General features: G+C 72.9%; 15 protein-coding genes and 1 tRNA gene. 15 read left to right on the top strand and 1 reads right to left on the bottom strand.

Annotated features, from left to right (window positions below):
- Positions 1 to 23: 23 nt before the first annotated feature.
- Positions 24 to 2,573 (bottom strand): DEAD/DEAH box helicase, encoded by a 2,550-nt coding sequence (locus IO20_RS0128045; protein ID WP_030554431.1) that lies wholly within the window; start codon positions 2,571 to 2,573, stop codon positions 24 to 26.
- 80 nt (positions 2,574 to 2,653) lie between these two features.
- Between IO20_RS0128045 and IO20_RS0128040 the strand changes: the two genes are divergently transcribed.
- The 15 genes from IO20_RS0128040 to IO20_RS0127970 all read left to right on the top strand — a co-directional run bounded on the left by IO20_RS0128040 (position 2,654) and on the right by IO20_RS0127970 (position 22,319).
- The gene (locus IO20_RS0128040; RefSeq protein WP_015034520.1) at positions 2,654 to 3,007 is read left to right on the top strand and encodes an STAS domain-containing protein; all 354 of its coding nucleotides are present in this window, start codon (positions 2,654 to 2,656) and stop codon (positions 3,005 to 3,007) included.
- 15 nt (positions 3,008 to 3,022) lie between these two features.
- Positions 3,023 to 3,481, top strand: coding sequence for an ATP-binding protein (locus tag IO20_RS0128035; RefSeq protein WP_030209224.1), 459 nt, complete (start codon positions 3,023 to 3,025; stop codon positions 3,479 to 3,481).
- A 160-nt stretch (positions 3,482 to 3,641) separates the two neighbouring features.
- Positions 3,642 to 5,951, top strand: a complete 2,310-nt coding sequence (locus IO20_RS0128030; protein WP_030554432.1) for a sodium-translocating pyrophosphatase — start codon at positions 3,642 to 3,644, stop codon at positions 5,949 to 5,951.
- A 161-nt stretch (positions 5,952 to 6,112) separates the two neighbouring features.
- Positions 6,113 to 6,826, top strand: a complete 714-nt coding sequence (locus IO20_RS0128025) for a hypothetical protein (RefSeq protein WP_037636409.1) — start codon at positions 6,113 to 6,115, stop codon at positions 6,824 to 6,826.
- Positions 6,827 to 6,905: 79 nt separating this feature from the next.
- Entirely contained in the window at positions 6,906 to 8,471 is a 1,566-nt protein-coding gene (locus IO20_RS0128020; RefSeq protein WP_031127733.1) for a N5-glutamine methyltransferase family protein, read from the top strand.
- Positions 8,468 to 9,472, top strand: a complete 1,005-nt coding sequence (locus IO20_RS0128015) for an ArsR/SmtB family transcription factor (protein WP_030554435.1) — start codon at positions 8,468 to 8,470, stop codon at positions 9,470 to 9,472. Before IO20_RS0128020 ends, IO20_RS0128015 begins: the two co-directional genes overlap by 4 nt.
- A gap of 80 nt (positions 9,473 to 9,552) precedes the next feature.
- The gene (locus IO20_RS0128010; RefSeq protein ID WP_030554437.1) at positions 9,553 to 10,557 is read left to right on the top strand and encodes an ABC transporter ATP-binding protein; all 1,005 of its coding nucleotides are present in this window, start codon (positions 9,553 to 9,555) and stop codon (positions 10,555 to 10,557) included.
- Entirely contained in the window at positions 10,554 to 11,345 is a 792-nt protein-coding gene (locus tag IO20_RS0128005; RefSeq protein ID WP_030554438.1) for an ABC transporter permease, read from the top strand. Before IO20_RS0128010 ends, IO20_RS0128005 begins: the two co-directional genes overlap by 4 nt.
- 29 nt (positions 11,346 to 11,374) lie before the next feature.
- Positions 11,375 to 12,166, top strand: a complete 792-nt coding sequence (locus IO20_RS0128000; RefSeq protein WP_051874700.1) for an ABC transporter permease — start codon at positions 11,375 to 11,377, stop codon at positions 12,164 to 12,166.
- Positions 12,167 to 12,395: 229 nt separating this feature from the next.
- Complete coding sequence (locus IO20_RS0127995) at positions 12,396 to 12,593, top strand: hypothetical protein (RefSeq protein WP_030554441.1); 198 nt, start codon at positions 12,396 to 12,398, stop codon at positions 12,591 to 12,593.
- Between the two features lie 249 nt (positions 12,594 to 12,842).
- A complete protein-coding gene (topA, locus tag IO20_RS0127990; protein ID WP_030554443.1) occupies positions 12,843 to 15,668 on the top strand; it encodes a type I DNA topoisomerase in 2,826 nt (941 codons plus the stop codon).
- 151 nt (positions 15,669 to 15,819) lie between these two features.
- Complete coding sequence (tmk, locus tag IO20_RS0127985; RefSeq protein ID WP_030554445.1) at positions 15,820 to 19,242, top strand: dTMP kinase; 3,423 nt, start codon at positions 15,820 to 15,822, stop codon at positions 19,240 to 19,242.
- 79 nt (positions 19,243 to 19,321) lie between these two features.
- Positions 19,322 to 20,524 carry a DNA polymerase III subunit delta' gene (locus IO20_RS0127980; RefSeq protein ID WP_030554446.1) on the top strand — a complete coding sequence of 401 codons (1,203 nt, stop codon included), beginning with the start codon at positions 19,322 to 19,324 and terminating at the stop codon, positions 20,522 to 20,524.
- Between the two features lie 85 nt (positions 20,525 to 20,609).
- Positions 20,610 to 22,160, top strand: coding sequence for an alpha/beta hydrolase (locus tag IO20_RS0127975; RefSeq protein ID WP_030554448.1), 1,551 nt, complete (start codon positions 20,610 to 20,612; stop codon positions 22,158 to 22,160).
- A gap of 85 nt (positions 22,161 to 22,245) precedes the next feature.
- Positions 22,246 to 22,319 (top strand) — tRNA-Thr (locus tag IO20_RS0127970).
- Positions 22,320 to 22,838 lie beyond the last annotated feature (519 nt).

Here is a 22,838-nt window from a genome sequence, read left to right as displayed (position 1 = left end):
GCGCGGCCCCTACCGGCCCGAGGTCAGGTCGCGGGCGGGCCCTGGGGGCCCTGCGGGGCCGCGGCAGGGCCTGCGGGACCCTCCGGGCCTTCCGGGGCCGCAGAGGGCTCCGGGGCCGCCGGGGCCGCCGGGGCCTCCCGGAGGATCTCCGTGAGGAGGCGGACGGCGCCCCGCTTGTGGAGCGGATCGTTGCCGTTGCCGCACTTCGGGGACTGGATACAGGAGGGGCAGCCCGCCTCGCACTCGCAGGAGGCGATGGCCTCCCGGGTGGCGGTCAGCCAGGCGCGAGCCGTGTGGAAGGCGCGCTCGGCGAATCCCGCGCCGCCCGGATGGCCGTCGTACACGAAGACGGTGGGCAGCAGGGTGTCGGGGTGCAGCGGCACGGACACGCCGCCGATGTCCCAGCGGTCGCAGGTCGCGAACAGGGGCAGCATGCCGATGGAGGCGTGTTCGGCCGCGTGCAGGGCGCCTCCGAGGATCTCCGGGGTGATCCGGGCGGCGTCGAGCTGGTCCTCGGTGACCGTCCACCACACCGCCCGGGTGCGCAGGGTGCGGGGCGGCAGGTCGAGCTTCGTCTCGCCGAGGACCTCGCCCGTGATCAGCCGACGGCGCAGGAAGGAGACCACCTGGTTGGTGACCTCGACGGAGCCGTAGCAGAGGCGGCCGGCTCCCCAGGGGATCTCGGTGTCGGTGTCGAGTACGGCGATGGAGGTGGTGTCGCGGGCGGTGGTGGAGTACGGCGGGACGGCCCCCTCCACGAGGGCCACGGAGTCCTTGAGGTCCAGCTCCCGCACCAGGTAGGTGCGGCCCTGGTGGAGGTGGACGGCGCCCTCGTGGACGGCGGTGTGGGAGGCGGCCTCGTCGACGGTGCCGAGGAGGCGGCCGGTGCCGGCCTCGACGATCCGGACGGGGCTGCCGCCGCCGCCCCGGATGTCGGTGAGGTCGGCGGCCCGCTCGCGGCGGGTCCAGTACCAGCCGGTGGAGCGGCGGCGCAGCAGACCGGCGCCCTCCAGCTGGGGCAGCAGGTCGGGGACGGCCGGGCCGAAGAGGGCCAGGTCCGGTTCGGTGAGCGGGAGCTCCGCGGCGGCGGCGCACAGATGGGGGGCGAGCACGTAGGGGTTGTCGGGGTCCAGGACGGTCGACTCGACCGGCTGGTCGAAGATCGCCTCCGGATGGTGGACCAGGAAGGTGTCCAGCGGGTCGTCGCGGGCGACGAGGATCGCGAGGGCGCCCTCGCCCGAGCGGCCGGCGCGGCCCGCCTGCTGCCACAGGGACGCCCGGGTGCCCGGGTAACCGGCGATCAGGACCGCGTCCAGGCCCGAGACGTCCACGCCCAGCTCCAGGGCGGTCGTGGCGGCCAGGCCCAGGAGCTCGCCGGAGTGCAGGGCCCGCTCCAGGGCGCGGCGCTCCTCGGGCAGGTAGCCGCCCCGGTAGGCGGCGACACGCCGGGCGAGGGACCGGTCGGTCTCGGCGAGCCGCTCCTGGGCGATCACCGAGATCAGCTCCGCGCCGCGCCGGGAGCGGACGAAGGCGACCGAGCGGACGCCCTGGCGGGTCAGGTCGGTCAGCAGGTCCGCCGTCTCCGCCGTGGCGGTGCGGCGTACGGGCGCTCCGCGCTCGCCGTGCAGCTCGGTCAGCGGCGGCTCCCACAGCGCGAAGACCAGCTCGCCGCGCGGGGAGGCGTCGTCGGAGACCTCGGTGACCTGCAGGCCCGTGAGACGGCCGGCGGCCACGGCCGGGTCGGCGGAGGTGGCTGAGGCGAGGAGGAAGACCGGCTCGGAGCCGTACCGGGCGCAGATCCTGCGCAGGCGCCGCAGCACCTGGGCGACGTGGGAGCCGAAGACGCCCCGGTAGGTGTGGCACTCGTCGATCACGACGTAGCGCAGGGACCGAAGGAAGGAGGACCACCTGGGGTGGGACGGGAGGATGCCCCGGTGCAGCATGTCGGGGTTGGTGAGGACGTAGTTCGCGTACTGGCGGACCCACTCGCGTTCCTCGACCGGGGTGTCGCCGTCGTAGACGGCGGGGCGGATCCGGTTGCCGAGCGGGGCGGCCAGTTCCCGCACGGCGCGTCGCTGGTCGGCGGCGAGGGCCTTGGTGGGCGCGAGGTACAGGGCGGTGGTGCCGCGCCCGTTGGCGGCCTCGGAGCCGTCCAGGAGGGTGCTGAGGACCGGGGCGAGGTAGGCGAGCGACTTGCCCGAGGCGGTTCCGGTGGAGATCACGACGGATTCGCCGTCGAGGGCGTGCTCGGCGGCCTGCGCCTGGTGGGCCCAGGGGTGCTCGATCCCGGCCGCCTCGATCGCCGCGATCACCTCCGGGCGGATGCGGTGCGGCCAGACGGCATGACGACCCTCCCGGGCGGGCATGTGCTCCGTATGAGTGATGCGCGCGGCCCGGCTCTCGCCCGAGGAGAGCCGGTCGAGGACCATGCCGGGGGAGGGTCGGTTGCCCATGTCTCCGGCGGGACGACGGGGGCGCTGATTCTTGGCCATCGGCACCGAGTGTGTCACTGCCATGACGGACAATGCTTCCAAGGCGTCGTGCATGGCTGCTGGTAAGTGATTGAATGCCATCGCGGCTGACGATCAGTTCCCTGACTCCGTCCGGGAGACCCCGGGGGACGATCGTTCGATAGCAAGGTGCTGGAGGATCCGTGGACCTGTCCCTGTCGACTCGCAATGTGTCCGGCGCTGGTGGTGACCGTACGGTCGTCGAGGTCGGTGGCGAGATTGATGTGTATACCGCGCCCAAGCTGCGCGAGCAGTTGGTCGAGTTGGTGAACGACGGCAGCTACCACCTGGTTGTCGACATGGAGGGCGTGGACTTCCTGGATTCCACGGGCCTCGGTGTGCTCGTCGGTGGTCTGAAGCGCGTCCGCGCGCATGAGGGCTCGCTGCGTCTGGTCTGCAACCAGGAGCGCATTCTCAAGATTTTCCGGATCACGGGTCTCACCAAGGTGTTCCCGATCCACACCTCGGTCGACGAGGCCGTCAACGCCGTCGACTGAGCCCAGGGGGTTCGTATGGCCACCGTTGAACTCCGCTTCAGCGCTCAGCCCGAGCACGTCCGTACGGCCCGCCTGGTGGCGGCCGCGGTGGCGCGCCGGGCCGGCGTGGACGAGGCGGTCCTCGACGAGGTGCGTCTCGCCGTGGGTGAGGCCTGTTCCCGAGCGGTCGGGCTGCACCGCAGCAACGGCGTCACGACCCCCATCAGGGTCGTGCTGACCGAGGAGGAGAAGACGTTCTCCATCGAGGTCGGCGACGAGGTGCCGGGCGCGGGGGTGGCGGCGGCCGACGCCGCCGGTGTCCCCGGCGCGCGGTCCGAGGCTCCGGCCGAGGACTTCGACGACGCCGACGGTGAGGACGAGATGGGTCTCGCGGTGATCCGCGGGCTCGTCGACGACGTCGAGGTGAGTGCCGGCGAGTTCGGCGGCACGATCCGGATGAGCTGGCCGGTGAGTTCGGCGGACGTTCTGTCCTGACCCGTAGGCGTGTACCCGTACGCGTAAGCGTGTACCTGTAGAGGAAGAGGCCCCGCATCGCGGGGCCTCTTCCTCTTCCCGGGCGGCGATTGGTGCATCCGCGCGGGTGGGCCTCCGGCATCCCCGTATGTCCCGGTGTGTCTCCCTATGATCCGTCCCCATGTACCCCACTTCTCTCGCCGCGGCGGTGCTCACGAGCGGGAACCGGACGATCGTGATCGTCGTCGGCGCCGTCGCCCTCGCCGCGCTGGTCGTCGCCCGGCTCCTCGTCCGACAGGTGCTCGCCGCCGGTGAGGGCACCGAGAAGATGAGGGAGATCGCCGCAGCCGTGCAGGAGGGGGCCAACGCCTACCTCGCGCGGCAGCTGCGGACCCTCGCCGTCTTCGCGGCCGCCGTGTTCTTCCTGCTGATGCTGCTGCCCGCGGACAACTGGTCGCAGCGCGCGGGACGCTCCCTGTTCTTCCTGGTCGGGGCGCTCTTCTCGGCGGTCACCGGCTACATCGGCATGCGGCTCGCCGTACGGGCCAACGTGCGGGTCGCCGCGGCGGCCAGGGAGGCCACGCCGGCGGAGGGCGAGCCGGCGAAGAGCCTGACCGAGGTCGCCCACCGGGCCATGCGGATCGCGTTCCGCACCGGCGGGGTCGTCGGCATGTGCACGGTGGGCCTCGGGCTGCTCGGGGCCGCCTGTGTCGTCCTCGTCTACGCGGCCGACGCGCCCAAGGTCCTGGAGGGATTCGGGCTCGGTGCCGCGCTCATCGCCATGTTCATGAGGGTGGGCGGCGGCATCTTCACCAAGGCCGCCGACGTCGGCGCCGACCTGGTCGGCAAGGTCGAGCAGGGCATCCCGGAGGACGACCCGCGCAACGCGGCCACCATCGCCGACAACGTGGGCGACAACGTCGGCGACTGCGCGGGCATGGCGGCCGACCTCTTCGAGTCGTACGCCGTGACCCTGGTCGCCGCGCTCATCCTCGGCAAGGCGGCCTTCGGCGACCACGGCCTCGCGTTCCCGCTGATCGTGCCGGCGATCGGCGTGGTCACCGCGGTGATCGGCATCTTCGCGGTCTCCCCGCGGCGAGCCGACCGCGGCGGGATGACCGCGATCAACCGCGGGTTCCTCGTCTCGGCGGTGATCTCGCTCGTCGGCGTCGCCGTCGCCGCCTTCGTGTACCTCCCGTCCTCGTACGCCGAACTGCAGGGCGTCACCGAGCCGGGCATCCGGGACCACGCCGGCGATCCCCGCGTCCTCGCGCTGGTCGCCGTCGCCCTCGGCATCGTCCTCGCCGCCCTGATCCAGCAGCTCACCGGCTACTTCACGGAGACCAGCCGACGGCCGGTCAGGGACATCGGCAAGTCCTCGCTCACCGGCCCCGCGACCGTCGTCCTCGCGGGCGTGGCCCTCGGCATGGAGTCCGCGGTCTACACGGCCCTCCTGATCGGCCTCACGGTGTACGGGGCGTTCCTGCTCGGCGGATCCTCGATCATGCTGGCGCTGTTCGCGGTGGCGCTCGCCGGGACGGGGCTGCTGACCACCGTCGGAGTGATCGTCGCCATGGACACCTTCGGCCCGGTCGCCGACAACGCCCAGGGCATCGCGGAGATGTCGGGGGACGTCCAGGGCGCCGGGGCCCAGGTCCTCACCGACCTGGACGCCGTCGGCAACACGACGAAGGCCATCACCAAGGGCATCGCCATCGCCACCGCCGTCCTGGCGGCCGCGGCGCTCTTCGGCTCGTACCGGGACGCCATCGCGACCTCGGTCGCCGAGGTCGGCGCGAAGGCGGACGCGGTGACGCTCTCGATGGACATCTCGCAGCCCAACAACCTCTTCGGTCTGATCCTCGGCGCGGCGGTCGTCTTCCTCTTCTCGGGGCTCGCGATCAACGCGGTGTCCCGGTCGGCGGGATCGGTGGTGTACGAGGTGCGGAGGCAGTTCCGCGAGCACCCGGGGATCATGAACTACACCGAGAAACCGGAGTACGGACGGGTCGTCGACATCTGCACCAAGGACGCGCTGCGCGAACTCGCCACGCCCGGGCTGCTCGCGGTGATGGCCCCGATCGCGGTCGGCTTCGCGCTGGGGGTCGGCCCGCTCGGCGCGTACCTCGCGGGGGCGATCGGCACGGGCGCGCTGATGGCGGTCTTCCTCGCCAACTCCGGTGGTGCCTGGGACAACGCGAAGAAGCTGGTCGAGGACGGCAACCACGGCGGCAAGGGCAGCGACGCGCACGAGGCGACCGTCATCGGGGACACGGTCGGCGACCCGTTCAAGGACACGGCGGGCCCGGCGATCAATCCGCTCCTGAAGGTGATGAACCTGGTGGCGCTGCTCATCGCCCCGGCGGTCGTACGGTTCGGCTACGGCGGCGATGCCAGCGCCGGACTGCGGGCGGCGATCGCGGGGGTCGCGCTGTTCGTCGTCATCGGAGCCGTGCGGGTCTCCAAGAGGCGCTCCGTGGCCGTGTCCTGACGTGTCGTCCGTCTCATTACCGCATGTTTACGGGGCTGATGTGACGTCTCTCCCTTGGTTCAAAAGGCTGCAATCCGGGTCGAATCAGTCGTACGAAAGGTGGAAGTAGCCCGTTCGGCGTGTATGTTCCGGGGCCGAGAGCCTTGGAAGGGACCGATCCGGTGAACAAGAAGCTTGCGGCCGTACTGTCCGGCGGCGCGGTGCTCGTACTCGCGCTGTCCGGTTGCAGCGAAGACGAGGGCGACAAGGTGGGTGACTGGGCGAAGACGTTCTGCGACCAGGCGAAGCCTCAGATCCAGAAGCGGGCCGACGCCCACCAGATCATCATCTCGACGGCCGCCGACAGCAAGCCCGCCGAGATCCAGGCCGCCGACTCGAAGGCGTTCCAGGACATCGCCAACGCCGACCGTGCGCTCGCCAAGGCCGTCGAGAGCGCCGGGGTCCCGCCCGTCGAGAACGGTCAGAAGATCCAGCAGGACGCGATCAGGGAGCTCAACGCCACCGCGGTGGCGTACGAGGGGCTCAAGAAGCAGGTCGACGCGCTGGACCCGACGAACCAGCAGAAGTTCGCGGACGGCCTCCAGAGCGTCGCCGACGGCCTGACCAAGATCGAGAAGATGGACCAGGACGCCCTGTCCAAGCTGGAGGAGGGCGAACTGGGCCAGGCGATGGCGAAGCAGCCCGGCTGCCAGAAGCCCACCGCCTCGGTCCCGCCGAAGACCTCCGGCTCCGCCTCGCCGCAGCCCGGCTCCACCTCCTCGGACTCGGACAAGGGATCGGACGCGGAGCCCACGGGCGAGGCCTCCACGAAGCCGAGCACGAAGCCGAGCACGAAGCCGAGCACGAAGGCCTCGGGCACGAAGACCGAGGAGTAGGCCCCGGCTTTCGCGGACCGCCGCCCGCCGTGGCCGGGTCGGGCGCCCCGATGTCGGTGGCGGCGGTCACAATGGGGCGGTGAGTACGACCAGCCTGCCTCCCCGCCTCCCGGTGCCCGCGCACGCCGCCCGTCTGCGCGAGGCCCTGCTCGCCGCCGACTTCACCGCCGACGGCCTGCTCGACCTGCTCGGCGCGCCGGCCTACGCGGCGCTCGCGCGCAGCGAGACCGTGCCCGCCCTGCGCGCCACCCGTGGCGGCTCCCCGCTGGAGAGCCTCGTCCGGCTCTTCCTGCTCCAGCAGGCCGTCGCGCACGACCGGGCCGCCGCCGCGCTGCCGCTCGCCGAGGCCCTCGCCGACGGCTGGGTGGTCCGCGAGGGCGACACCGTGTCCGCGACGGTCGACGTCAGGCCCTACGGCGGGCCGGACGGCGAGGACTGGTTCATCGTCTCCGACCTGGGCTGCGCCGTCGGCGGTGCCGGGGGCATCGGCAAGAAGGCCGAGGGCGTCGTCCTCGGCGTCGGCGGCGCCTCCACCACCCTCGCCGGCATCACCGTCCGTGCGCCGGTGGCCTCCGCGCTGGACCTCGGCACCGGCTCCGGCATCCAGGCGCTGCACGCCGCCCAGCACGCCACCCTGGTCACCGCGACCGACCTCAACCCGCGGGCCCTGGACTTCACCCGGCTGACGCTCGCCCTGTCCGGGGCCAGGGAGGCCGAGCTGCTCACGGGCTCGCTCTTCGAGCCGGTCGACGGGGACACGTACGACCTGATCGTCTCCAACCCGCCGTTCGTGATCTCGCCCGGCGCCCGGCTCACCTACCGGGACGGCGGGATGGGCGGCGACGACCTGTGCCGCACGCTCGTCCAGCAGGCGGGCGAGCGGCTCAACGACGGCGGATACGCCCAGTTCCTCGCCAACTGGCAGCACGTCGAGGGCGAGGAGTGGCAGGACCGGCTGCGGTCCTGGGTGCCCGCGGGCTGCGACGCCTGGATCGTGCAGCGCGAGGTCCAGGACATCACCCAGTACGCGGAGCTGTGGCTGCGGGACAGCGGCGACCACCGCGGCGACCCGGAGGCCTACCGGCTGGCGTACGAGCGCTGGCTCGACGAGTTCGAGTCCCGCAAGACGCGCGCGGTGGGCTTCGGCTGGATCACGATCCGGCGGAACGCGGCGGTGGCGTCCGGCGAGGTCGAGCCGTCGATCCTCGTCGAGGAGTGGCCGCACCCCGTCGAGCAGCCCCTCGGCCCCACCGTCCGCGCCCACTTCGAGCGCCAGGACTACCTGCGCGCACACGACGACGCCGCGCTGCTCGCCGACCGGTTCACCCTCGCGCCCGAGGTGGTGCAGGAGCAGGTCGGGCTTCCGGGCGCCGAGGACCCCGAGCACGTCGTGCTCCGGCAGAACCGTGGCATGCGCCGCGCCACCAGGGTCGACCACGTCGGCGCCGGTTTCGCCGGGGTGTGCGACGGCACCCTCAGCGCGGGCCGCATCCTCGACGCGATCGGGCAGCTGATGGGGGAGGACCCGGTCATACTGCGGGACCGCACCCCGCAGGCGATCCGGCTGCTCGTCGAGGAGGGCTTCCTGCTTCCCGCCGGAGCCGGGGAGTACGGCGAGCAGTACGGCGAGGAGAGCGGCGCTTGATACGGATCGAGCTGGACGAGGACTCGCTCGGGGCGACCCGGATCGCGATCAGCCCGCTGCGGGACGCGTTCTGCTCGATGCACCTCGCGCTGCCGCACCGGCACCCCTCCTGGCCGTACCAGGAGTGGGTCGGGCAGGCGCGCGAGGTGTGGCGGGAGGACGACCGGCTCCGCCCGCTGTGGGACCTGTTCGTCGAGGGGCGGTTCGAGGTCTCCGACTTCCTGCTGCCCCGGCCGTTCGGGACGGTCGACGTCCACGAGGAGCTGGCCGCGCTGCGGGCCACCGACCCGGAGTTCGTCCGCGCCCAGGTGGACGTCTGCTACCCCGGCATGTCCGACGAGCCCTTCGTGCGGCCCTACCTGAAGGACCCGGAGGCGGCCTGCGCGGCGCTCGCCGACGCGTACGCGGCCTACTGGGAGGGCGCGATCGAGCCGTACTGGCCGACGATGCGGCGGCTCGTCGAGGACGAAGTGCTCGTCCGGGCCAGGACGTTCGCGACGGAGGGCGTCGACGCGCTGTTCGCGGGCCTGGAGACGCGGGGGCGGTGGCAGCCCCCGGTACTCGAACTGACCAAGTACATCGACGCGGAGTACGCGCCCGGGGAGCGGCGTCTCGTGCTCGTGCCGCTGGTCTTCGCGGAGGGCTGCCGGCTGTACTCGACCGACGACCCCGAGGTGTTCGCGCTCAGCTTCCAGGCCCGGGGCGCCGCCGCCCTGCGCGAACCGCCCGAGCCCGTCGCAGAGGACAGGCTGGGCCTGATGCTCGGCCGGGGCCGCGCGGCGGTCCTGCGCGAGCTGGGCGGGCCGCTCACCACGGCGGGGCTCGCCGACCGGCTCGGCCTCGCGCCGAGCACCGTCTCCGAGCACCTGTCGGTGCTCGCGGAGGCCGGCATCGTCACGCGGCACCGCGTCGGACGCTCGGTGTACTACCAGCTCACGGACACGGGCCGGTCGCTGCTCGCGCTGCTGGCCGGGGAGGGCGTGCTGCGCGCGGTCGCCTGAGAGCCGGAGGGGGCGAACGACGATTCGGGAGCTCCCGAATCGATGGCCCGGCCCCCCTCCCCGCTTCTACCGTCCGGCGCATGCTCGCAATCGAGGCGGACGCGCTGCGCCGCACCTACACCAGCAGGACCGGGTGGCCGAAGTCCCGGCGCACCGAGACCGAGGCCGTGCGCGGGGTCACCTTCGAGGTGGCTCCGGGGGAGCTGTTCGGCCTCCTGGGGCCCAACGGCGCCGGCAAGACGACCACCATCAAGATGCTCAACACCCTGCTCCTGCCGACGTCCGGCACCGCCCGGGTGTTCGGCCACGACGTGGCCCGCGACCCCGTCGCCGTACGCCGTCGCATCGGGTACGTCTTCGGCGGCGACCGCGGCCTGTACGACCGGCTCTCCGCGCTCGACAACCTCCGGTACTTCGCCGAGCTGTACGGGGTCGGCGCCCGCGAGCAGAAGCGGCGCATCGCCGAACTCCTCGACCTGGTGGGCCTGTCGGGCCGGGAGAAGGAGCGGGTCGAGGGCTATTCGCGCGGCATGCGGCAGCGCCTCCACATCGCCCGCGGTCTGCTCCACTGCCCCGACGTCCTCTTCCTCGACGAGCCGTCCATCGGCGTCGACCCCGTCGCCGCCCGCGACCTGCGCCGCACGGTCGCCGACCTGGCGGCGGCCGGCACGACCGTCCTCCTCACCACCCACTACATGGCGGAGGCGGACGAGCTCTGCGACCGGATCGCCGTCATCGCGGGCGGCCGGATCCGCGCCCTCGGCACCCCCGAGAGCCTCAAGTCCCTGGTGCGGGAACGGGACGTGCTGGAGGTCGAGGCCTACGGCGTGGACGAGGAGCGGCTCGACCGGCTGCGGCGCGTGCCGGGCGTGCGGGGGGTGGCCGCGGAGGACCGGGGCGCGCTGCAGATCATCACGGTGCAGACCGGTCGCGGGGCCGCCGAGCTGCACGGGCCGGTCCTGGCCGCGCTCGACGGCGTACGGATCGGCCGGGTCACGAGCCGTGAACCGTCCCTGGAGGACGCGTACATCGCGATCGTGGAGGAGGCGGCGGGCGGCACCCCGCAGGAGGTGGTGCCGGCATGAACACCGGCCCCCTCGTGAAGCGCGTACCGCGGCTGGTCCTCGTCGGGGTGCGCACCCATGTCTCGTACATGTCGCGGTCGCCGCTCGAGATCACCTTCGCCGTCCTCGTCCCGCTCGTGTACGCGACCCTCGCCGTCTACCTGTTCCGGGCAGCCGGAGACCCGGACCGGCTGCTCACCGCCTCGGTCGGGGCCGGACTCATGGGCATCTGGGGCTCGGTGCTCTTCGGTTCGGGCGGTGCGGTGCAGAACCAGCGCTGGCTCGGCACCCTGGAGACCCTGGTCGTCGCGCCGACGCCGCTCGCGCTCGTCCTGCTGCCGATCACCCTCGCGACCGCCGTCATCGGCACGTACGCGATGGGCGCGACCGTCCTGTGGGGCGTGCTGCTCTTCGACGTGCCGCTGGACTTCGCGCACCCGCTGCTCTTCCTGGTCGCCGTCCCGGTGTGCGTGCTCGCGCTCGGCATGACCGGCCTCCTGCTCGCCGCGACCTTCGTCCTGCTGCGCAACGCGAACGCGCTGGCGAACCCGCTCGACACCCCCGTCTGGCTGCTGTCGGGGCTGCTCGTGCCCGTGACCGTGCTGCCCGCCTGGACGCACCCGGTCTCCTGGGCGCTGCCCACCACCTGGGGCGCGCGGGCCGTGCACGCGGCGACCTCCGGCGGGGACGTGGTCGCGCCGCTGCTCGCCGCCGTCGCGCTCGGGGCCGGATACGCCCTGGCCGCCGTTCTCGTCCTCGGCCGTGTGGAGCGCCGGGCGCGGGCCGCGGCCACCCTCGCCCTCACGTGAGTTCCCTCCTCCTGAAAGGCCAGAGAGCCATGTTCCGCTTCCTCGGCACCGCGCGGCTCGTCGTCGTCGGCGGGGCGATCTCCTACCGGGCGCTGTTCAACTGGACGACCCCGCCGATGTTCATCGGAACCCTGCTGGTCGGGCCGCTGTTGCAGGTCTTCTTCTTCGTCTTCCTCGGACGGGAACTGGGCGTCGCCGACGACCGTTTCCATCTTGTCGGCAACGCCGTCCTCGCAGCTTCCGCCTCCTGCGTGTACGGCGGCACGATGGCCGTCGCCAACGAGCGCCGGTACGGCACGCTCGGCGCCGTCCTGCTCTCACCCCGCCACCGGGTCCCGCTGTGGGCCGGACGCGCCCTCCCGTACGTGCTCAACGGGCTGTTCGTCAGCGCCTTCGTGCTCGCCGCCGCTTCCCTCGTCCTCGGGCTGCCCGTGCCCACCCGGGCCCTGCCCGGCCTCGCCCTGGTGCTGCTCGTCGCCGCGGGTGCCTGTTCGGCGTTCGGGCTCGCCCTGGGCGCGCTCGGACTCCGCTTCCGGGACGTGTTCCTGGTGTCGAACGTGGCCAGTTCGGGGCTGCTCCTCCTGACCGGGGCCGCCGTGCCCCGGGAGACCCTGCCGCAGTGGATGAGGGCCGCCGGTGAGCTGCTGCCGCTCACGCACGCGGCGGACGCGGCGCGCGGGCTGACCGCGGGTGCCGGACTGGACCGGGTCCTGCTCGGGGCGGAGCTCGCGGTGGGCGCCGGGTGGGCGCTGGTCGCCGTCGCCCTGCTCGCGCTCTTCGAGCGGGGCAGCAGGCGCCGGGCCACGCTCGACACGATGTGACCCGACCCGACCCGATCCCACCCGACCCGATCCCACCCGACCCGATGTGACATGACGCGGACCGATGTGACGGAAGAGCAAGTGAGGGGTGGGTCACTACCGGCCATCTTCGTGAATGCGTACGGAACGCTCCGCGTCGTTCACCCGGAATTCGCGCCCACGACTCCCGGAGGTGTCAGCCTCGGCTCCGGGAAGCGAACACCGCACGTGGACGGAACGGGGTACGGGCATGGAGAGCGGGCCGGCGATCTTCGCGGGAGCGGCGTTCACGCTGTTCGGAGGCGCGCTGCTGCTGTGGACCACCGTGCGCACGCTGCACCGCGAGCCCGTCGTGTACGGGGTCGCGCCCGGTACCGCCGTCGCGCTGACGAGCGTCTTCGGCGCCGCCTCCCTCGTCCTCGGCGTCTGGTGCTTCGCCAGGCTCTGATCCCTCCCGCGATCTCTCTCCCCGACCTCCGGCGCGGGGGTCCCGCCCCGCCCGACCGGGAGTCCGGGCGGCAGGAATGCCAGGACTCGGGTTACCGTTCGAGTGGCCGTTGCGGGCTTTCGCCGTTTGACACGGGGGCGGGTTGTACCGTCACACTCCGCAGCGACGGGAGCGTCACCGTCCGTGCCGCTGCCGTGCGTGCCAGCACCGTACGTGCCAGAGAGTGTCGATCCGGAGAGAAGAGCGAAGTTGTCCCCGACCAGCGAAGCCGCACACGGCGGCCGCCGACTCGTCATCGTCGAGTCGCCTGCCAAGGCGAAGACGATCAAGGGCTACCTCGGCCCCGGCTACGTCGTCGAGGCGAGCGTCGGGCACATCCGCGACCTCCCCAGCGGCGCCGCCGAGGTGCCCGAGAAGTACACGGGCGAGGTCCGCCGGCTCGGAGTCGATGTCGAGCACGACTTCCAGCCCATCTACGTCGTCAACGCCGACAAGAAGGCGCAGGTCAGGAAGCTCAAGGAGCTCCTGGCGGAGTCCGACGAGCTCTACCTCGCCACCGATGAGGACCGCGAGGGCGAGGCCATCGCGTGGCACCTCCAGGAAGTCCTGAAGCCCAAGGTCCCGGTCCACCGGATGGTCTTCCACGAGATCACCAAGGACGCGATCCGCGAGGCCGTCGCCAACCCGCGCGAGCTGAACCAGCGCATGGTCGACGCCCAGGAGACCCGTCGCATCCTCGACCGGCTGTACGGCTACGAGGTCTCGCCGGTCCTGTGGAAGAAGGTCATGCCGCGGCTGTCCGCCGGCCGTGTGCAGTCCGTCGCCACCCGGCTCGTCGTCGAGCGGGAGCGCGAGCGCATCGCCTTCCGTTCCGCCGAGTACTGGGACCTCACCGGCACCTTCGGCACCGGCCGCTCCGGTGACGCCTCCGACCCGTCCCAGCTGGTCGCGCGCCTCGCCTCGGTCGACGGCAAGCGGGTCGCGCAGGGCCGTGACTTCGGTGCCGACGGACGGCTCAAGAGCGAGAGCGTGCTCCACCTGGACGAGGCGAACGCGCGGGCACTCGCCGCCGCGCTCGCCGACACCGCGTTCGCGGTGCGCTCGGTCGAGTCGAAGCCGTACCGCCGTTCCCCGTACGCCCCGTTCCGGACCACCACCCTCCAGCAGGAGGCGAGCCGCAAGCTGGGCTTCGGTGCGAAGGCGACCATGCAGGTGGCGCAGAAGCTGTACGAGAACGGCTTCATCACCTACATGCGTACGGACTCCACGACCCTCTCCGACACCGCCGTCGCGGCGGCGCGGGCGCAGGTCACGCAGCTCTACGGCGCCGACTACCTGCCGGAGAAGCCCCGCGTCTACGCGGGCAAGGTCAAGAACGCGCAGGAGGCGCACGAGGCGATCCGCCCCTCGGGTGATCGTTTCCGCACCCCGGCGGAGACCGGCCTGACCGGCGACCAGTTCCGGCTGTACGAACTGATCTGGAAGCGGACCGTCGCCTCCCAGATGAAGGACGCGACCGGCAACTCGGTCACCGTCAAGATCGGCGGCCGGGCCGCCGACGGCCGCGACGCCGAGTTCAGCGCGTCCGGCAAGACGATCACCTTCCACGGCTTCATGAAGGCGTACGTGGAAGGCGCCGACGACCCGAACGCGGAGCTCGACGACCGCGAGCGGCGTCTGCCGCAGGTCGCCGAGGGCGACGCGCTCAGCGTCGAGGAGATCACCTCGGACGGCCACGCGACCAAGCCGCCGGCCCGCTACACCGAGGCCTCGCTGGTCAAGGAGCTGGAAGAGCGCGAGATCGGCCGCCCGTCGACGTACGCGTCGATCATCGGCACCATCCTCGACCGCGGCTACGTCTTCAAGAAGGGCACGGCGCTCGTGCCGTCCTTCCTGAGCTTCGCCGTCGTCAACCTCCTGGAGACCCACTTCGGGCGGCTCGTCGACTACGACTTCACCGCCCGGATGGAGGACGACCTCGACCGCATCGCGCGGGGCGAGGCCAAGTCCGTGCCGTGGCTGAAGCGTTTCTACTTCGGTGAGGGCCAGGGCACGGGCGAGGGCGGTGCGGCGGACGCCGGGAACGGCGACGGCGACCACCTCGGCGGCCTCAAGGAGCTCGTCACCGACCTCGGCGCCATCGACGCGCGCGAGATCTCCTCCTTCCCCGTCGGCAACGACATCGTCCTGCGCGTCGGCCGCTACGGCCCGTACGTGGAGCGCGGCGAGAAGGAGGCCGAGGGCCACCAGCGCGCCGACGTCCCCGACGAGCTCGCGCCCGACGAGCTCACCGTCGAGCTCGCCGAGGAGCTGCTCGCCAAGCCGAGCGGCGACTTCGAGCTGGGCGCCGACCCGGCCACCGGGCACCAGATCGTCGCGAAGGACGGCCGCTATGGCCCGTACGTCACCGAGATCCTGCCCGAGGGCACCCCGAAGACCGGCAAGAACGCGGTCAAGCCGCGGACGGCCTCCCTCTTCAAGTCGATGAGCCTGGACACCGTCACCCTGGAGGACGCGCTCCGGCTGATGTCCCTGCCCAGGGTCGTCGGCGCGGACGCCGAGGGCGTCGAGATCACCGCGCAGAACGGCCGCTACGGCCCGTACCTGAAGAAGGGCACGGACTCGCGGTCGCTCACCGACGAGGAGCAGCTCTTCACGATCACCCTCGAAGAGGCGCTCGCGATCTACGCCCAGCCGAAGCAGCGGGGCCGGGCCGCGGCCAAGCCGCCGCTGAAGGAGCTGGGCACCGACCCGGTCAGCGAGAAGCCCGTGGTCGTCAAGGACGGGCGCTTCGGCCCGTACGTGACGGACGGCGAGACCAACGCCACCCTGCGCACCGACGACAGCGTGGAGACGATCACGCCGGAGCGCGGTTACGAGCTCCTCGCGGAGAAGCGCGCCAAGGGACCGGCGAAGAAGGCCCCGGCGAAGAAGGCCCCGGCCAAGAAGACGGCCACCAAGACGGCGGCGAAGAAGACCACCGCCACCGCCGCCAAGAAGACGGCGGCGAAGAAGACGACGACGGCCAAGAAGACGACCGCCGCGAAGAAGACGGCGGCGGCGAAGCCGGAGTAGTCCTCGCGGGCGAAGCCGGAGTGGTCCTCGCAGGGCATGAAGGGTGGGGTGGAGGCGCGTGCCTCCACCCCACCCTTCGCCCTGTCACAGGCTCGTCCTGATGTTCGGGCGCGGGCCGCGAGGAGCAAGGCCGTCCGGATAGGGTGGACGGATGACGCGAGCAGAGCAGCCAGACCGCCTCGGCGATTCCGACGCCGCACTCGTCGCGGATTCACGGGAGCGTGCCGTACGCGCCCTCTTGCGCCATCAGCCGCTGCGCCGGCTGTGGAGCGCCCACCTCGCAGGCGGCACCGGTGACGCCCTCGCCCTCCTCGTCCTCGTCCTCCTCGGCCTCCAGGCGGCCGTGTCCGAGGGCGCGCTCGGCGGGGGAGAGCGGGGCGCCGCGTTCGCCGTGGCCGCCGTCGTCGGCGCCCGCCTCCTCGCGTCGGTCCTCTTCGGAGCCGTCCTCCTCGGCCCGCTGACCGCGCTCACCGGGCCCGGCGGCCCGCTCGACCGGCGCTGGACCATGATCGGCGCCGACGGCGTCCGGATCGCGCTGCTCGTCGTCGCACCCCTGTGGATCGACTGGACCCCCGGCAGCGCCCTCTGGTACCTGCTCGGCACCGTCTTCGTCACCGGAGCCGCCGAACGGCTCTGGACGATCAGCCGCGAAGGCGCCGCGCCCGCGCTGCTGCCCGCCCCGCCGATCGAGGGCGGGGCCGTACGCCCGCTGCCCGACCACCTCGGCGCGCTGCGGCGGCTCTCCCTGCGCACCGGCTTCCTCGCCGTCCCCGCCGCCGCGGCCGTGCTGTTCGCCGCCACCCTCGTCGGCGACCTGCTCGGCCTCGGGATCGACTGGTTCTCGCAGCACCAGGCCGCCCTCGGCTCGTACGTCGCCGCCGGCCTCTTCGCCGCCTCCACCGCCGTCCTGTACGCGATGGCGCTGCCGGGCGGAGAGACGCCCCGGCCCCGTTCGCCGCTGGAGGGCCTGCGCCGGCCCGCCGCCGAGAAGGGCCGTACCGGAGCCGTCCCACTGCTCGTCCTCACCTGCGCCACGGTCGCCGGGGCCATCGCCGCCGCCGCGTCCGTCTCCGTGCTCCACGCGTACGACCTGGGCGGCGGCCCCGTCACGTACGCCCTCCTGATCCTGGCGCTCAGCGGCGCGACCGCCGTCGGCATCCGCACCGCGGGCTCCGTCCTGCCCGTGCTGTCCCGGCGCCGCCTGCTCGCCCTCGTCACCGCCGTCACCGGCGTCGCCCTCATCGCGATGGGCCTGGTGCCGGACACGGCGACCGTGCTGTTCCTCGCCGTCCTCGCCGGATACGCGGCCGGAGTCGCCGGGAACACCGGCCACGTCCTCGTCGACCAGGAGTCCGAGGAGCCCCGCAGGGCCCGGACGACCGAGCACCTCCAGGCCACCGCCCGCGTCGGCATGGGCATCGGCGCGCTCGCCGCCCCGCTGCTCGCCGCCGCGATCGGCCCGCACCGCCTCGCCTCCGGCGAGTTCGTCTTCGCGCACGGCGGCGCCGCCTTCACGCTCGCGCTGATCGGCGCCCTGCTGCTGCCCGTCGCCGCGCTCGTCCTCGCGAAGACCGACGACCGGGCGGGCGTCCCGCTCCGCCGCGACCTGCGCGACGCGCTGCGCGGCTCCGACCCGGTGCAGGCGCCCTCGCGGACCGGCTTCTTCATCGCCCTGGAGGGCGGCGACGGCGCCGGCAAGTCCACCCAGGTCCAGGCCCTCGCCGAGTGGATCCGCGCCAAGGGCCACGAGGTCGTCGTCACCCGCGAACCCGGCGCCACCCCGATCGGCAAGCGGCTCCGCTCGATCCTCCTCGACGTGTCCTCGGCGGGGCTCTCGAACCGCGCCGAGGCCCTGCTGTACGCGGCCGACCGCGCCGAGCACGTCGACTCCCTGGTCCGGCCGGCCCTGGAGCGGGGCGCCGTCGTCCTCTCCGACCGGTACATCGACTCGTCCGTGGCCTACCAGGGCGCGGGCCGCGACCTGTCCCCGACGGAGATCGCCCGCATCTCGCGCTGGGCGACCGACGGCCTCGTCCCGCACCTGACCGTGGTCCTCGACGTCGCCCCCGAGACCGCGCGGGAACGGTTCACCGAGGCGCCCGACCGCCTGGAGTCCGAGCCGCCGGAGTTCCACGCGCGCGTACGGGCCGGTTTCCTCGCCCTCGCCGCCGCCGACCCCAGCCGCTACCTCGTCGTCGACGCGGGCCAGGAGCCCGAGGCCGTCACCACCGTCGTACGCCACCGGCTCGACCGGATGCTGCCGCTCTCCGAGGCCGAGGTGAAGGCCGTCGAGGAGGCCCGCAGGAAGGCCGAGGAGGAGGCGCGCCGCCGGGCGGAGGAGGAAGCCGCCCGCAAGGCCGAGGAGGAGCGCCTGGAGCGCGAGCGCCAGGCGCAGCTCGCCAAGCTCCGCGCCGAGGAGGAGGAGCGCAAGCGGCGCGAGGAGGAAGAGGCGCGCCGCCTGGAGGCCGAACGGCAGGCGGAGGAGGCCCGGCGGCAGGCCGAGGAGGCCCGGATCGCGGCCGAGGCCGCCGCCGAGGAGGAGCGGAAGCGGCTCGCGGCGGAGGAGAAGGCCCGCCAGGAGGAGCAGGAGCGACTCCGCAAGGAGGCCGAGGAAGAGGCCCGGCTGCGGGCCGAGGCGGAGGCACGCCGCCTGGAGAAGCAGCGCAAGGCCGAGGAGGCCCTGCTCCGCGCCGAGGAGGCCCGCCGGATGGCCGAGGCCGCCGCCGCCGCGAAGGCGGCGGAGGAGACCGCGGCCAGGGCGGCCGCGGCGAAGGTCGCTGCCGAGGCCGCCGCGAAGGCCGCGGCGGAGCGTGCGGCAGCCGAACGGGCGGCGGCGGAGATGGCCGCCGCGCAGCGGGCCGAGGCGGCGAAGGAGGCGCGCCGGCGGGCGGCCGCGGAGAAGCAGGCGCAGGAGAAGGCGGCCGCGGCGAAGTCCGCCGCGGAGGAGAAGGCCGCTCGCGAGAAGGCCGCGGCCGACGCCGTGGAGCTCTCCGCGAACGAGGTCACCCAGGCGACACCCGTCGTGAAGCCGGACCCGCGGGACCCGCGTACGGCCGTGCGGCAGGACGGGAGCAGGGCGGGGAAGCGGCTCGCGAAGCCGGGCGGGGAGTCGGACGCGCCCACCGTCTCGCCCGACGAGGTCACCGTCGCCACACCGATCGTGAAGATCGCCGAGCCGGAGGACGAGACGTCCGTGATGCCCCGGATCCGCGAGGAGCGGGAGCGCGGGGGCAATGACGAGACGGCGGTCCTGCCGCCGGTGCGGGACGCCGAGACGACCTCCGTGCTGCCTCTCGTACGGGACACCCCGCCGTCCGACCCCGTCGACCGGGTCCCGCCGGGCATCTTCCGGGACGCACGGGACACCCGGGACGCGCAGGACGCACGGGCTTCGCGGGACGCGTCGCTCGGTGCCGACGACCGGACCCGTGAGCTGCCCCAGCTCGACGAGAACGGCCGGCCGCGCCGCCGCTCCGACTGGGCCGAGGAGACCCCACTCGACGATCTCCCGACCCTCGCGGACGAGCTGTTCGGCCCGCACGACGACGAGGACGAGGGCCCCCGCCGCCGCTGACCCCGGCCGGGGCGGCCGTCCGGCGGGGGTTGTCAGAGGACTGCCCCACAATGGGAGGCGTACCTGAGGAGGGGCAGACATGGCCGTATGGGACGACCTGGTCGGACAGACACGGGTCGAGGAGCAGCTGGCCGCCGCCGCGCGGGACGCCGACGCGTTCGTCACCGCCCATGCCGCGGGGGAGCCCGAACCCGACACCTCCCAGATGACCCACGCCTGGCTCTTCACCGGTCCGCCGGGGTCCGGTGTGGAGACCGCCGCGCGGGCGTTCGCCGCCGCGCTGCAGTGCGTGAGCCCCGACCGGGCGCTCGGCGGGGCGCCGGGCTGCGGCTTCTGCACCGGCTGTCACACGGCGCTGGTCGGCACCCACGCCGACATCACCACGGTCACCGCCGTCGGCGCCGTGGTGCGCGTCGAGGACATGCGCGACACCGTCCGCAAGTCGTACACCGCGCCGGCCAACGGCCGCTGGCAGGTGATCCTGGTGGCCGACGCCGAGCGGCTGAACGAGAAGTCGGCCAACGCGGTCCTGAAGGCCGTGGAGGAGCCCGCTCCCCGTACCGTCTGGCTCCTCTGCGCGCCCTCGATCGAGGACGTGCTGCCCACGATCCGCTCCCGCTGCCGCCACCTCAACCTCCGGACGCCTCCGGTGGACGCGGTCGCCGACGTACTCGTGCGGCGCGACGGCATCGACCCCGAGACGGCCCACGCCGCCGCCCGGGCCACCCAGGGACACATCGACCGCGCCCGGCGGCTCGCCACCGACGACCGGGCCCGGGCGCGCAGGGCCGCCGTCCTCAAGGTGCCCCTGCGGGTCGACGACGTCGGCGGCTGCCTCAAGGCCGCCCAGGAGCTGATCGACACGGCGACGGAGGACGCCGACCAGGTGGCGGAGGAGTCCGACGCCAGGGAGACGGAGGAGCTGAAGGCGGCTCTCGGCGTGGGCCCCGGCGAGCGGCTGCCCCGCGGCACGTCCGGCATGATGAAGGACCTGGAGGCGGACCAGAAGCGGCGCAAGAAGCGGACGCAGATCGACAGCCTGGACCTCGCCCTCACCGAACTGACCGGCTTCTACCGTGACGTCCTCGTCCTCCAGCTGCGCTCAGGAGCGCCCCTGGCGAACACGGACGTACGGGACGCCCTGGAGCGGATCGCCCGGGACACCACCCCGGAGCGCACCCTCCGCCGGATCGAGGCGGTCCTTGCCTGCCGCGTGGCCCTCGACCGGAACGTGGCCCCGCTGCTCGCGGTGGAGGCGATGACGCTGGCGCTGCGCGGCTGAACCGGAGCGGGACGGCCGAGCCGGGGCGGTTGGTGGACACAGCACGATTGGACACGGTCCGTACCGGTCCGGATACGCTCCGGCAATGGACTCCAGGCGTTTGCTCCGTACGTCCGCCACGGCCCTCGCGGCCGCCGGGCTGATCCTCTCCGGCTGCACGAGCGGAAGCGACGCGGCGGCGTCCCGCACCACAGCGGCCCGCTCGGCCCCGTCGAGCTCACCCGACGCCGAGGCGCTGCGGAAGTACTACGCCCAGAAGCTGACGTGGCGCGACTGCGGAGTCACCGGCTTCCAGTGCGCCACCCTGCGCGCCCCGCTCGACTACGCGAAGCCGGACGGCGGTGAGATCGCGCTGGCCGTCTCCCGGGTCCGGGCGACGGGCCCCGGCAAGCGGCTCGGTTCGCTCCTGGTCAATCCGGGCGGCCCCGGCGGCTCCGCCGTCGGCTACCTCCAGGGGTACGCGGGCATCGGCTACCCGGCGCCCGTCCGCGCCCGCTACGACATGGTGGCCGTCGACCCCCGCGGAGTCGCCCGCAGCGAGCCCGTCGAGTGCCTGACGGGCCCGCAGATGGACACGTACACGCAGGTCGACCAGACCCCCGACGACGCCAAGGAGACCGCCGCGCTCAGCGCCGCCTTCAAGGAGTTCGCGGCCGGCTGCGAGAAGCGCTCGGGGAAGATCCTGCCGCACGTCTCCACCGTCGAGACGGCCCGTGACATGGACATCCTGCGGGCGGTGCTCGGCGACGAGAAGCTGAGCTACGTGGGGGCCTCGTACGGCACGTTCCTCGGCGCCACCTACGCCGAACTCTTCCCCGGCAGGGTCGGCCGCCTCGTCCTCGACGGGGCGATGGACCCGTCGCTGCCGGCGGTCGAGCTCAACCGCGACCAGACCGGCGGCTTCGAGACCGCGTTCCGGGCCTTCGCCGCGGACTGCGTGAGCAAGCCGGACTGCCCGCTCGGCACGGAGTCGGTCGCGGCGGCCGGCGAGGCCATGAAGAAGTTCTTCCGCGACGTGGACGCCGAGCCCGTCCCCACCGGCGAGAGCCGCCCGCTCGGCGAGTCCCTCGCCACCACCGGCGTGATCGCCGCGATGTACGACGAGGGCGCCTGGCCCCAGCTGCGCGAGGCCCTCACCCGGGCGATCGGCGGCGAGGGCTCGGGCCTCCTCGCCCTGGCCGACAGCTACTACGAGCGGGAGGCCGACGGCACGTACGCCAACCTCATGTTCGCCAACGCCGCCGTGAACTGCCTGGACCTGCCGCCGGCCTACACCGGCCCGGCCGACGCCGAGAAGGCCGTCCCGTCCTTCGAGAAGGCCTCCCCGGTCTTCGGCGAGGGCCTCGCGTGGGCGGCCCTGAACTGCACCTCCTGGCCGACCCCGGCCACCGGCCGGCCGCACCGCATCACCGCCGAAGGCGCCGCCCCGATCCTGGTCGTCGGCACCACCCGCGACCCGGCCACCCCGTACAAGTGGGCCCAGTCCCTCGCCGGCCAGCTCTCCTCCGGCACGCTCCTGACGTACGAGGGCGACGGCCACACGGCGTACGGCCGGGGAAGCGACTGCGTCGACACGGCCGTCAACACCTACCTCCTGGAAGGCACGCCTCCGCAGGACGGAAAGCGCTGCTCATAGCCATGATCCGAGGGTGGTCGGAGCACCCCTGGAAACTGTGTAGACTTGGCCGCGCTGCTGCACCCACCATGGGTCTGCACGGCAAGCCGCCTTAGCTCAGCTGGCCAGAGCAACGCACTCGTAATGCGTAGGTCTCGGGTTCGAATCCCGAAGGCGGCTCGGAATTACCCCAGGACTCACTCGCCGTGACCTGGGGTTTTTTCATGCCTTCTGCCTGAGCGGACATGCGGCAGCGGGGATCCGAGACCTCGCGCGTGAGCATGCGTGAGCGAAGGGGCTGCGAACCCGTGGACACGGGTCTCGCCCGCCGGTCGTCTCGGGTCAGCGGCCCGTCGCGACACAGCGGAGGTAGCGGCGCAGGCTGAATGCACGACGGTGCTCCGTGCTCGCGATGGCGAGCCGGGTGGCCATCAGGTCGTGGGTTGTGGTGGCGTCGGTGAGCTTGGCCTGAGTGATCTCCGCTTCGTGGCGCTTCTTCTCGGCAGCGAACTGCTGACGGATCGTGGTCCGCTCCTGGGCGCTTACAGCCGTGGGAGCCGACTGCCGGGCCCGTTGCTCCAGTGAGGCCCGCCAGCTTTCGAGTGCGCGCGCCCGTACCTCGCCGACGCCCGGAACCTTGACCTGATGGAGGCCTGGCGAAGCTTGTCCTGGGCGTGGGGTCAGTGGCGATCGAGACCA

It is taken from the genome of Streptomyces exfoliatus, assembly GCF_000725545.1.
In the GTDB taxonomy this organism is placed as follows: domain Bacteria; phylum Actinomycetota; class Actinomycetes; order Streptomycetales; family Streptomycetaceae; genus Streptomyces; species Streptomyces exfoliatus.
This window is presented reverse-complemented; position numbering and strand designations above follow the sequence as displayed.